Source organism: Acidianus manzaensis, assembly GCF_002116695.1.
GTDB lineage: Archaea > Thermoproteota > Thermoprotei_A > Sulfolobales > Sulfolobaceae > Acidianus > Acidianus manzaensis.
In genome coordinates this window covers 128640-141687 of record NZ_CP020477.1, presented here as the reverse complement: position 1 = coordinate 141687, position 13048 = coordinate 128640, and the positions used below count along the sequence as shown (strand labels likewise).

The 13048-nt window shown below is 29.0% G+C and carries 12 protein-coding genes; 10 read left to right on the top strand and 2 right to left on the bottom strand.

Going from position 1 to position 13048, the window contains the following annotated elements; genetic code table 11:
- Positions 1-55: 55 nt before the first annotated feature.
- Positions 56-937 carry a glycosyltransferase family A protein gene (locus B6F84_RS00435; RefSeq protein ID WP_148690389.1) on the top strand — a complete coding sequence of 294 codons (882 nt, stop codon included), beginning with the start codon at positions 56-58 and terminating at the stop codon, positions 935-937.
- A gap of 15 nt (positions 938-952) precedes the next feature.
- Here the strand turns inward: B6F84_RS00435 and B6F84_RS00430 are convergent, their stop codons facing one another.
- A complete protein-coding gene (locus B6F84_RS00430; protein ID WP_148690388.1) occupies positions 953-1876 on the bottom strand; it encodes a glycosyltransferase family 2 protein in 924 nt (307 codons plus the stop codon).
- A gap of 230 nt (positions 1877-2106) precedes the next feature.
- Between B6F84_RS00430 and B6F84_RS00425 the strand changes: the two genes are divergently transcribed.
- The 4 genes from B6F84_RS00425 (at position 2107) to B6F84_RS00410 (ending at position 6023) form a co-directional block, all read left to right on the top strand.
- On the top strand, positions 2107-3177 hold the full coding sequence (locus B6F84_RS00425) for a glycosyltransferase (RefSeq protein WP_148690387.1): 1071 nt from the start codon (positions 2107-2109) through the stop codon (positions 3175-3177).
- A gap of 31 nt (positions 3178-3208) precedes the next feature.
- A complete protein-coding gene (locus B6F84_RS00420; protein ID WP_148690386.1) occupies positions 3209-4216 on the top strand; it encodes a glycosyltransferase family 2 protein in 1008 nt (335 codons plus the stop codon).
- 351 nt (positions 4217-4567) lie between these two features.
- A complete protein-coding gene (locus B6F84_RS00415; protein WP_148690385.1) occupies positions 4568-4861 on the top strand; it encodes an Sso10a family chromatin protein in 294 nt (97 codons plus the stop codon).
- Positions 4862-5030: 169 nt separating this feature from the next.
- Positions 5031-6023 (top strand): glycosyltransferase family 4 protein, encoded by a 993-nt coding sequence (locus tag B6F84_RS00410; RefSeq protein WP_148692782.1) that lies wholly within the window; start codon positions 5031-5033, stop codon positions 6021-6023.
- Between the two features lie 17 nt (positions 6024-6040).
- On the opposite strand, the gene B6F84_RS00405 is transcribed toward B6F84_RS00410, so the two are convergent.
- Positions 6041-6784: an FkbM family methyltransferase gene (locus tag B6F84_RS00405; protein ID WP_148690384.1), complete on the bottom strand. Its 744-nt coding sequence runs from the start codon at positions 6782-6784 to the stop codon at positions 6041-6043.
- 279 nt (positions 6785-7063) lie between these two features.
- Between B6F84_RS00405 and B6F84_RS00400 the strand changes: the two genes are divergently transcribed.
- From B6F84_RS00400 to B6F84_RS00380, 5 genes are all read left to right on the top strand, one after another.
- Positions 7064-7978, top strand: a complete 915-nt coding sequence (locus tag B6F84_RS00400; RefSeq protein ID WP_148690383.1) for an NAD-dependent epimerase/dehydratase family protein — start codon at positions 7064-7066, stop codon at positions 7976-7978.
- Positions 7975-9195: a UDP-glucose dehydrogenase family protein gene (locus tag B6F84_RS00395; RefSeq protein ID WP_148690382.1), complete on the top strand. Its 1221-nt coding sequence runs from the start codon at positions 7975-7977 to the stop codon at positions 9193-9195. The genes B6F84_RS00400 and B6F84_RS00395 overlap by 4 nt, the downstream gene beginning before the upstream one ends.
- A 1-nt stretch (position 9196) precedes the next feature.
- The gene (locus B6F84_RS00390; protein ID WP_148690381.1) at positions 9197-9985 is read left to right on the top strand and encodes a sugar phosphate nucleotidyltransferase; all 789 of its coding nucleotides are present in this window, start codon (positions 9197-9199) and stop codon (positions 9983-9985) included.
- Positions 9986-10427: 442 nt separating this feature from the next.
- Complete coding sequence (locus B6F84_RS00385) at positions 10428-11306, top strand: hypothetical protein (RefSeq protein WP_148690380.1); 879 nt, start codon at positions 10428-10430, stop codon at positions 11304-11306.
- 728 nt (positions 11307-12034) lie between these two features.
- Positions 12035-13015: an FkbM family methyltransferase gene (locus B6F84_RS00380; RefSeq protein ID WP_148690379.1), complete on the top strand. Its 981-nt coding sequence runs from the start codon at positions 12035-12037 to the stop codon at positions 13013-13015.
- The last annotated feature ends 33 nt before the right edge of the window (positions 13016-13048 follow it).

Sequence of the window (13048 nt, the reverse complement as noted above, 5' to 3'; positions counted from 1 at the left end):
CAGGCCTATAAGGTGTCATTTAAGGTTTATTATTTTGTTTTGTGATTTTTCTTTAATGATTAGTATTAATATCATAGCTAAGAATGAAGAACCAGTAATAAGAACAGTACTGGATAACATAATTTCACAAATTGACGATAATTACGAAATAATCATAGTAGATAACGGTAGCAAAGACCAAACATACAAAATAATAAAAGAATATGAGAAAAAAGAAAAAAGAAACAAACAATATAATATCACAACATCCCAGTACATTGGACCAAAGGGAGGAGCAAGAAACAAAGCATTACAACTATCAAAAGGAGACTACATACTATGCTTAGACGCAGATCAAACATACAAAAACCTACAAAAACTAGTAAAAGAATACCTACAAAACTACACAAACTACGCAATAAAAGTAGGAAGAAGCTCATTCCCAATCTTAGCACCAACAAAACTATTAAAAGAAATAGGAGGATGGAGAAATCTAACCCATAGAGAAGATTGGGATTTATGGTTTAGGCTAACTGATAATTGTAAATATCTTTATTTAGCAGATAAAGATTACATATTCGTAAAACACTATCATGAGCATAAAAGAAAGCATTCAAAAATACAGACAGCAAAAGGACTAATAGAAAGATACAGAGACGATACATTAGTAGGATTACCTTCAATTCACTTAAAAAACCAACCTGAACTAACTCCATTTTACATTTTAGGTAAAATTCTTGCTATTACAAAAATCAATATGATAGCTCACTACAAATGTACAAAATATTTAAGAGAAGAGCTACCACCTAACTTAAAAGGAATAGATTGGGACTTAAAAAGACATTACAATCTTCTAAAATATGAGGCTAAAACTTGTAGCGATCCAATATTCAAAGAAGCTATGAAAATATTCGAAGAAAAATACTCCAAATATACAACTAGCATTAATAATATTTAATATAAGAAAAAACGTTTAGCTAACAGGAGTAGATAAACTCCTTTTCTCCATCTTATACTTTATTCCTTCTATTACAGACCTAAATTCCACATAACCGAAAGGATCTTTACCAAGATAATTGAAAAATCTATCATCGTAATTTTTTGATATTTTTTCTATTTCTTTCCTTTTATTCAGAATATATTTAGTCTCAGCAACTAAAGAAAATATGGCCTTCAATTTAGCTTTCCTATTTGGAGGTCTAAATGATTGGAAAAACCTTATCATTAATAAAGGCACAAAATTAGTCAATATTTTTTTCTTACTATAAAACGTTAATAATAATATCAATTGATTACGTAACATGAGATAAGAAACAAAAGGCGAAGGAAGCTTCTTAGCAGTTCCATGAGCGTTATGTACAACTTTAGACCTAGGAACCATAAGAATACTGTAACCAGCTCTGTAAAGCTTCCATGAAAGCTCAATATCCTCCCAGTAGAAAAAATAATGATTATCAAATCCTCCCACACTTTCCAAAAGATCTCTCCTTGTCAAAGAAGCAGCAGTAGAGAACCAAGGAATCTCCATAGGCTCTTCACCCCATCTCCATTCAGTATAAACACTCTGTGCGGCAGCTACATTACTTCTATCTTTCATTACTTCTACTAATGGATTAAGCCAATCCTTAGGAACTAAAACATCATTATCGAGAAAAGCCATATATCTAGTCTTGAACTCTTTTATAGCTGCGTTTCTAGCATATGCAGGACCATAATTTTTATCCAAAGCAATAACCTTTACTCCTTTAGACTTCAAATATTCTACACTACCATCTTTAGATCCATTATCTACCACTACAACTTCATTAGGATATTCAGTATTCAATACACTATCTAAATACATTTTCAATAGATTCAATCCATTATAATTTAGAACTACAATAGGAATTTCTTCCATTAAACAAATATGTTTATACTATACATTAAAAGTTTTCATGCAATACCTATCATTAGAGCAATTAAAGCATAGTGTGTACCATTTAAATACTTATGCTGATTGAATAGTTCTGATTAAGAGAAGAGCAATTTGAGGATACTCCACAAACAAAAGAAAGTAGAAACACTAGACTCCTATCAAATTTAGCATCGATAAGTATTTTTAGCTTATTATATCTACTATATTTTAATATGAAAAATATCTTGATTATAATGCCTCCTATAAACTTAACCAGCGAATCCACCTTTGCCTTATCCTTTCTAAAAGTACTAGAAGAAACTAAAATAAAACCATATTTAGTTTTCCCTAAAAATACAAATATAAACTTTCCTAACGCAGAAATTTTACATTTAAACCTAATTATGGGTCCTATAATATCACCAGTTTTAGATCTACCAATAATAAAATTAAGGTCTCTTCTTAAAGGTAAAAATATTAAAATTGTAAATCTCTATTACTCACATCTTCATTTAGGAGGAGATCTTAACTATATAATATATCCTCCAGGCATATTAAGAAAAGACAGACAAAAACCATATAAAAATATTAAAAAAATATATTTCAAATTATCCTATCCAATAATACTAAAGCTAGCAGAAGGAAAAATCAATTTGTGCAGCTCAAAATACGTAAAAGAAATCATGAAAGATAAAGTAGGCTTTGATTGTGAGATTGTTTATCCTCCAGTAATACCACAAGAAACAAAAAATCAAGAAAAACAAAACCTAATAGTAGGAGTAGGAAAATACGTACCATCAAAACACTGGGAAGAATTCATACAAATAGCAAAAAAAGTAAAACAAAAACAACCAAACACAAAATTCAAAATAATAGGAGGACTAGAGCTAGTTCATAACTCACCTAAAGACTATTTTTCCGAGTTGAGGAAGTTGGCTGGTGATGATGTAGAATTACTTACTGACGTTAGCGAGTACGACAAGTGGAGAATACTAAACTCAGCTAAAATTGTCCTACATTGCATGAGATACGACAATTTTGGTTTAGGAGTAGCAGAAGCAATGCACGCTGGAGCAGTACCAATAGTTTACAAATCTTCAGGCACTTGGATGGACATCATAGAAGAAGGAAAATACGGCATAGGATATACAAGCGTAGAAGAAGCATCACAAGAAATAATAAAAATTATAGAAGACGAAAAAACATTCAAAGAATACTCAGAAAAAGCACAACAAAAAGCACAACAATACAACATACAAAACTTCAAAAACAAAATACACAACATAATAAACCAACTACAATAACTTATATACCACAATTTTATCAACTATTTATATGGTTTTAATTAGCGTAATAATTACTGCACATGATAGAAAAGACTACTTAATGCAAGCAGTAAACTCCACACTAAATCAAACACTACCAAGAAGCGAGTATGAAGTAATAGTTGTAAAAAACTTTGAAGATTATAACAAAGAATTAGAAGAAAAAGGAGTAAAAACAATAATTGCAAATAATCAAGAGCAAGGAAAAGACATAGTACAAGCTTTGAAAATTGCTGAAGGAGAGATAATTTCATTCTTAGATGATGACGACTTATTCTTGCCTAAAAAATTAGAAAAAGTGAAAAAAGTATTCGAAAACAAAAACATAGTATACTACCACAACGCAAAACAAGACTTTATTAATAATAATATCCCAACTACAATACAAAATGAGAAAACAGAAGAAAAAATAGTAAGCACAAAAAACCTAACAAGACAACAAGTACAACAATTAATATATCAAGGAGCATTAATTTATAACAGTTGTATAAGTATTAGGAAGGATAAACTAGAAAAATATAATAGATATCTAGATATGATGCCTTTAGATATTGATATATTTTATTCTACTGTTGCTTTATTATCTGGTTTAGATATAGCTATACATAAAGAAATTCTTACATTATATAGGGTACATAATAAAAATGTTAGTTATACGAGAGGATTAAAATTCGAGGACTGGTTAACATATAGAAGATCTAGATTTGAAAGAAAAATATTAGCGTTAAATATAATGCTAAAAATGATTAGAGATAATCTAGATTTGAAAGATAGTAATATTAAAATTGTATATAACTATTTGATGTCTCTTTTATCTGAAAATAAATTAATTGTTGCTAGATTACCCTCTCCTTATAATAAGATGAATGATAGTGTCAAAATTATGGATATAATAAGAGTAATTAAGGTAAATTTTGAGGTGAAATCTATATTATCCAATCTATCAGTTTTCGCTCCGAATTCAATAAGAATTAAATTGATTAAGAAATGGTATGAACTAGAAAAGAATACTATTTAATTTTTAATTATGATTAAAATTTATTATGAAAATATTTGTATCTATTATAGTCAGTCAACTACTTTATAGTAAGGAGGAAGCGTATAGAAAGTACTATTTCTGGACGGCATAAAAACTTCTGATAAAACTTATTGAACTTTCATTATTTGAAATAGAGAATGGAAATAATAAGGAATTTAACGGTAAAGAATAGTGTAACATCAAAAACATAAGTTAAAGGAGATAAGTTAATATCTTTCAATCAGAGTTAAAAATAGTGTATAACATCCTTACTTTTTAGTTATCATTACTCAATCGTTTTATATAAGAAAATATTATATATAAGATTGCTCTAGTATGTCTTAGATAATAATGACTGAAAAGACAAAGAGATCTCATTATGAAATAATTTATGATGTACTTTTATCATGTATTAATGGAACTAAAAAAACTAGATTAATGTATAATGCTAACTTAAGCTTTCAACTGCTTAATAAGTATCTAGACCTATTAATAAATAAAGGACTTATTATGAAAAAGGATGACAAATACGTTATCACTGAAAAAGGTTTACAATATATCAAATATCATCAAATGCTTAAAGAGAAAAAACACGAAATAGACGAGATTTTGAAGAAATTGAATGAATGTATACAAAATCCATAAGATGTTGCAATGAGTTTCTATTATACTATTGATTAAGCTAATATCGCTTATTTCAACTATATAATGTATATTTTATATCTGTACGTTAATAATTTAATAAGACAATATACGTTTCGTAAGTCTTAAATATAATTCAAAATAATATACATATGTGAAAATTGGAATAGTAATGATGGAGAGTATATATCCACAAAGAGGAGGTATACATGAACAAGTATACTTATTATATAATGAGTTAACAAAGATTCAAGACAATATAGAAGTCAAGATTATTCCTTATTCTACGAGAAAAGCAGAAGAAAACGGAAAGAAATTGCTATGGTTGAGACAATTATCTCCAGGCTTTATAAGTAAAATAGTTTCAGAAAAATTTGACGTAATTATATCAGAAACAGCCTGGCCAATTATTCCTTCATTAATATCTTCTAAAAGACTGAAATCTAAATGCATACTACATTTACATTCGGTTGAATCTAAGCAAGATGTAGGACTATCAAAAATGGGTAAAACGATAATTTCAATATTCGAAAGTTTTTCAAAATATTGTGATATTATACTAGTTCCATCAAAAATAGAAGCATCACTAATAAAGAATAAAACTGTAATATTTCCTAATGTAATAGATGTAGAAAGTTTCGAAAAAGAATCTCCTATTAATTTGAAAAAACCTGCAATAGTTTTTGTAGGTGGTATGGGATATCCACCAAATAGAGAGGCAGCAGAAATCATAATTAGAATAGCAGAAAAAATTAAAACAAAAACAAAGAAAAATATGAATTTCTATCTTGTTGGTCCTTCTCCTCCAGAAGTTTCAGAACCTGTTTATACAACTGGATATGTAAGATCTACAATACCATATATTTTAGGAGCAGATATTTGTATAGCTCCATTGAGGAGAGGTGGAGGTGTAAAATTAAAAATATTAGAATACATGGCTGCAGGAAAGCCCATCATAGCTACTAGAGAAGCAGTAAAAGGAATAGACGAGATTAAGTATATAAATGCAGAGACTGAAGACGAATTCATTGAAGCGATATTAGATATCTTAGATAATAGAGTAAATATAGACTTCACTAAGAATAAAGATATAGTTATGGAGAATCATAATCCCAAAATACAAGCAAAAAAGCTAATTGATCTAGTAAATAAATTAAACATATAATATTAAATACTATTTTCTTATCTCTCGTAAAGAATATACTGAGTAGTTTCATTAGTTTTGCCCTTTTTTGCTATCTTAAATCCTCTAGACACTAAAAGGTTATGAATATCTTGTTCATCTTTTGTAATTTCAATTAAAATTTTTTGAGTTATATCTAATGTTTTTAATCCTCCTTTAAGTATAGGATATTCAGCTCCTTCAGCATCAATTTTAATTAAATCAATTTTTTCATCAAAATTAATACTATCTAGGGTCAACGTTTTTACTTTAAATTGATTATTACATTCTCTGATTAAAGAAGAACCCACATCACCTATACATATATCCATTTCCGCAGGCTGGTCATATAATGCCACATTATATAATTTGACATTATTAAAATTATTATCAGCAATATTACGTTCTAAAATAGAATAACTATAAGGATTTGGTTCAAAAGCGTAAACATTAGCTCCATAATATGCTGCTCTTAGCGTATATGTTCCTATGTAAGCTCCTACGTCAACAAAAGTTCTTAATGTTCTGAAATCAACCCATTTAATTATTTCTAACTCATGTGTACCCATTATTATTCCTAAATCAAAATCTAGCATAGAATATCGCAAATTCCATATAATATTATTATACTTAATTTTTACTAATCTATGATCATTTTCCATTGCCTTAATATTTTTATGATCGAGAACAAAATTCGCCATTAGATATAAATCTCTAAAGCTTAGCGGACGTACTCCTAGTAAGTTAGTAATTTTTGATTTCATTATTTATCTCTATATCAATTGTGATATATATGCATTAAGGTTCTTACAACAATATATAATTAATAGACTTTTTATTATTTTCCTAAATTTTTAGGAAATAGAGTAATAATTAGCTAATATAATATAAATGGAAATAAGAAATGAAATTAATAAATTATTAATACATAGCTCTAAACTAGTTTGTAGAGTTAGATAATTTCGATAATGCTCTTCTTTGCTACAAATTATTTACACAAAATCTTATAAAAATTTTTATATTGGTTTTACAGCATCGTTTTTATGAAATATTTGGTAATAGGTGGTGCTGGTTTTCTAGGATCTCACCTTATTAATTCTTTAGATGGTGAAATAACAATAGTTGATGATTTATCTACAGTAAAATATTTTGAGAAAAAACCTGGCATAAACTTCATAAGGCAAAAAATTGAAAACTTTGAAACTAATGAAAAATACGATTACGTAATAGACTTAGCAGCTAGACCATCACCAGAAGACTACATAAATCATCCAGTAGAAACAGCACTATCTAACTCTATAGGAACTTACAAAGCGTTAGAAATCGCAAGGAAAAGTGACGCAATCTTCTTTTACACTTCCTCATCAGAAATATATGGTCACGCAGAAATAATTCCAACTCCCGAAACTTATTGGGGAAAAGTAAATCCTAACGGAATCAGAAGTTGCTATGATGAAAGCAAACGCTTCTCAGAAGCACTAATAATGTCATACTTAAGACAATACGGACTAGACGTAAGAATACAAAGACCATTCAACGTTTACGGTCCAAAACTCAGAGAAGACGGTTCATACGGAAGAGTAATCTCACGTTTCATTTACCAAGCACTAAAAGGAGAAGACATAACAATCTTCGGTGACGGAAACCAAACTAGAGCATTCTTATACGTTAGCGACTGGGTAGAAGCTACAAAAAAGATGCTAGGCAAAGGATTAAAAGGAACAATATTAAACATCGGATCAGATAAAGAAATGAAAATTATCGAACTAGCCAATACTATTTTATCAATGACTAAGAGCGAATCCAAAATTAAATTCCTCCCTCCTAGAGAAGATGATCCACCTAGAAGGGCTGCTGATATAAGTAAAGCCAAAAAAATTTTAAATTGGGAACCAAAAGTTAATATTGAAGAAGGATTAAAAATAACTATAGAATGGTTTAAAGGTGTATTAAATTGAAAATAGGAATAGTAGGATTAGGCGTAGTAGGATTATCTACTGGAGTAGTTCTAGCAGATCAAGGTCACGAAATATTAGGAGTTGATATTGACGAGAAAAGAGTATCAGGTTTAGAATGTAGAAAATCTCCAATTTATGAACCAGAATTACAAGAATTGCTAGTAAAAAATTTTGATAAAATGAAATTCTCTACAGACTATTCCATCTTATCTGATGCTGACGTAATTTTTATCACAGTTTCTACGCCTACGGTAAATGGTAAAATTTACTTGAATTACGTATTTGACGCGTCAAAAAAGATCGCAGAAACAGTCAAAAAATCTTCAACCATAGTAATAAAAAGTACCGTAGTGCCAGGAACAGCTAGAAAAGTAAAAGAAATTCTAGGACACAATTTAAAAGTAGTAGTTAATCCAGAATTTTTGAAAGAAGGGAATGCTATAAGGGATACTAGGAATCCAGATAGAATCGTTATAGGTAGTGAGGATAAGGAATCTGGAGATTTGATTGAAAAATTATGGTCTTTTACTAATTCTCCAGTTATAAGGACTAGCTTTGAGGAGGCTGAAATGATAAAGTACGCAGCTAATTCGTTTTTAGCGTTAAAAATTTCATTTATAAATGAAATAGCAAACTTATGCGAAAAACTCCCTAATTGTGACGTTGAAGTAATAGCTAAAGCAATAGGATTTGATAAGAGAATTTCACCATACTTTCTATCAGCAGGTTTAGGATGGGGAGGATCTTGTTTCCCAAAAGATACTTTAGCTTTAACCTCATTCGCTAGAGAAAAAGAAGAAATCCTAAAAACTATAGAAGCAGCAATAGAAGTTAATCAAGAAAGACCAGCCAGAGCAATAAAAATGCTAAAAGAGTTGACGGAAATTAAGGGTAAGACAATTTGCGTATTGGGATTAGCTTTTAAACCTAATACTGATGATACGAGGGAGAGCGTGGCATTAAAAATCATTGATTTACTGAGGAAGGAGGGTGCTAAGGTTATAGCTTATGATCCTAAAGCTAAATCTAACGTAGAAATGGTGACTCTTGATGAGTGTATAAGTCGTGGAGAAGGGGTAATAGTTGCTACTGAATGGGATGAATTTAGAGGGTTGGAGGAGAAGTTGAAGGGTAAGTTTGTGGTTGATGGGAGGAGGATTTTGGATCCTAGCAAAATGGATAGAAGTCACTTTAGGGCTGTTGGTTTGGGTGTTTAGGATGGAGGCTATTATTACTGCTGCTGGTTTAGGTACTAGGATGCTTCCGGCATCTAAGGAGATTCCTAAGGAGATGTTTCCTGTTCCTTTTAGGGGTTCTTTTAAGCCTGTTATTCAGATTATTTTTGAGCAGTTTTATGATTTTGGTGTTAGGGATTTTGTTATGGTTGTGGGTAGGGGTAAGAGGGTTATAGAGGATCATTTTACTCCTGATTATGATTTTGTGTATTATTTGGAGGGTTTGGGTAAGGGTAGGCAGGCTAGGGAGTTGGAGGAGTTTTATGGTAAGATTGAGAGGAGTAATATTGCTTTTGTTAATCAGTCTTCGCCGGAGGGTTTTGGTGATGCTGTTTTGAGGGCTAAGCCTTTTGTTCATTCGGATTTTGTTGTTGCTGCTGCTGATACTATTATTGATGGTTTGCCTAATATGGTGGTTAATTCTTTTTTGGTAACTTGGGTTAGTAATCCTAGGCCTTATGGTGTTGTTTCTCTTGATGGTGATAGGGTTGTGAGTGTTGAGGAGAAGCCTGTTGATCCTAAGTCTAATTGGATTATTGTTCCTTATTATCATTTTGATTATAGGGTGTTTGATGCTTTGGAGTTTGTTAGGAGGGGGAGGGGTAATTCTAAGGTTGAGGTTCAGCTTACTGATGCGATCAAGTATTTGATTGATGGTGGTGTTGATTTTCGTGCTATAAAGGTTGATAGGATGTATGATTTGGGTAATGTTGAGAATTATATATCTTCTTTGAAGTTAATATTGCAATCTTCTGAGAGTTTTGTTGTTTGAATCTAATTTTTGTTTTAATTCTGTGTTTTTACATGCATGATAGAAGGAGTAGTATAAATGATTAAGAGTTGGGAAATCGTTTAAATTGTCATTAGCTTTTAGATTTTAACACGTTTTATTATTTTTAAAAGATATATTAACGGAGTTTAACATTAAATAATTCTTTAAGTTGAGTTTATTATAGATAAAAAATTTGTTAAAAATATAGTAATTTTTTAGGATTCTATTTTAGAAAGTATTCATTTATTAAGTTAGGTTTGAATTAATAACCTATATAATTCATGTATTTACTTACCTTATTTACATTTATTTAAACATTATCTATAAAGCTTAAATTTTTTACATATATTTAGGAATATTTTTTAAATTAACTTTATCTTAGAAGTCTGATAAGGTATAAAAATAATGAAATATTTTAGAAAATTATATTAACTAACAATGTATGATAGTCTATATAATGAATGAAGAATTAACTATACCTTACGATAATGATTTTTTATTACTTCATATTTTAAAATCTGGCTTAAAATCAGAAAGAGAGCTAGCTAAAGAATTAGGAGTAGATAATTCAACTATACATTATAAGTTAAGAAGAATGGAAGCTTTTAATATAATAAAGAATTTCAAAGTTATTGTTGATCCCTATATAATATCTAAAGATTTAGTTATAGAAAAAGATGCTTCTAAATTAGATTACTCGTTAATTAGTTTTAGAACTGAAAAAGAATGGATAAACATAGTTCCAGGTAATTTTTTGGGTAAAGACTGTATTAAGAGGGAATGTAACAAAGCTAAAGATATACTTTTTAAGAACATAAAATACAAATACAATGATTTTAATAAAGTAAAAATAATTTCTGAAATAAATTTAGAAAAAACTAAATATAAACTGGTTATTTCAAATAGTTCATTATTATCAGAAGAATATTTAATATGGAGTTTTCTTAACTGTAATGTTTATTTTATACCATCAAATATTGATACTCCAAAAGATAGTGAAGTTATTAAAGATTATTTTATTAATGATCACTATTTCGATTTATTATTAGTAAAATTTGCCGTTAATAAATATAACTTAAATATGTTATTAGAAAAGTTGCTGAATAAGTTTAATGTAAAATTTATAAAAACCGAATATGGTCTATTACTACAAGATAAAAACATTATGATTAGTACTAGTTTAATGTCGCTTTTTTATATGGATTATGTCAAAAAAGCATTAATTGATAAATCATTTAATATCATGTTCATAAATGATGAGTATAGAGTTTATAACTTGATAGAATTTCTCTCCTTAGCAAATACTCAATCATTAAATTAAGATGCATGAGTGAGAATGAAAGTAGATCTTCAGTTCAATCTACTTTATAAAATTTAAAAAGTAGAATTAAAATTACCTATATAGCCTATTATAGTTTTTGGAGTATCTAAAAATTGAGGCTCCTACGATTTTTCACACTAGATCTTTAAGGTCAAGAGAGAAAGAATAAAACGTTGACTGGAATTCAACTTTGCCTTATGCTTAGACAATTCATGAAAAATAGTTCGGTAAGAGGCGAAGCATTTATGTCTTCTATTTTTTATTTTTAGTTTGTTTATGTAGTATGTTTTTGATTTTGGTAAGGGGAATTGATTTATTGGTATTCCTAGTATTCTGCTAGGGTTTGGGCTATTTCTTTTGAGTTGTGCTTTTTTGGCTTAATGTTTTTATATCGGGGTATTAGTAGTATTAATTTTGCTAGGGTTACTATGTTCATTGGATTGACCTCTATTCATGTCTTACTAACTCTAGCACAAGTGTTTTTCGCTAGGATTTTATATTAGAATTTTTTATATATACTATTTTATTACATTTAATTTTTCGCGTATTACATACTGATTTTCATGACTGCATTCCAACGCTTCCCTTTAGTGTGTACAGCACTACCTCTACAAAGTTAGAGCTTAAAACACTGAGTATAAAGTTTAAACAATTACTTAGTTAAATCATAATCTACAAAATATATACTAAATAATAAAGTTTAATAATTTCGTAAACATTTATCATTTATGCTAGACACTACTCACTATAACATTTTATTAAAGCGATTTTTCTATTATTATAGGATCGCTTTTAAAAATTGGTATTCAATTCTTAATGAACTTAGAAGAGGAAAGAGAAAAGATATTGAAGTTATTTTCAGGAATGGTAATGAAACTTACTGCTCATATGATTGCATCAGAAGTATTGTAGATCTATTACAAAAATATAATTATGATTTAAGTAAGATTTTAAATTTTATATCTAAAAAACAATTGCTTTCTGAGTTAAATGACGAAAATAAATCATACTCAGATTATCTTTTTTTATTATCTGGTTGGATTAAAGAAGATAATGTTTGGATTTATGCTAAGTATAATTTGAAGGTACTTCATCTTTCTGGAGTTTTTCTTGAAACATTCGCTTCTGAAGAATATAATACTGATGTTTCAAGTAAGGAAGTTGTTGATGTTGGTGCTAATGTTGGTGATACTGCATTATATTTTGCTTTGAAGGGAGCAAAGAAAGTTTACGCTTTTGAACCTTTACCATCAATTTATGAGAAAGCTTTAGGAAATATTAAGTTGAACAATTTGGAAAATAAAATTCTTTTATTTAATGCTGGAGTTAGTAGTAAAGACGAAGTAATAAAAGTACCATCTAATGTTAGTATTGGGAAAAGTAGTGTTTATTCTGTTAATAATCAAGGTGATGTTGAAGTTCCTGTTTTCTCTTTAGAGAAGATTGTGAAAGAGATTGTAAAAGAACCTTACTTGTTGAAGATGGATTGCGAAGGATGTGAGGCTGATATTATTATGAATAGTAAGCCAGAAATACTTTCGTCATTTGACAAGATTATTTTTGAACATCATTACTCTAGAACTAAGGTAAAAGCAAACTCGTTAATGAAGAAGTTAGAAGAATTAGATTATACTTGTAAACTAAAAAAATCATTTCCATCTCGTCCTGCAAAGTATTTGGGGATAATTTATTGTGAGAAAAAGAAATAATTTTTATTGTACAAAGTATTAGTATCTTATTTT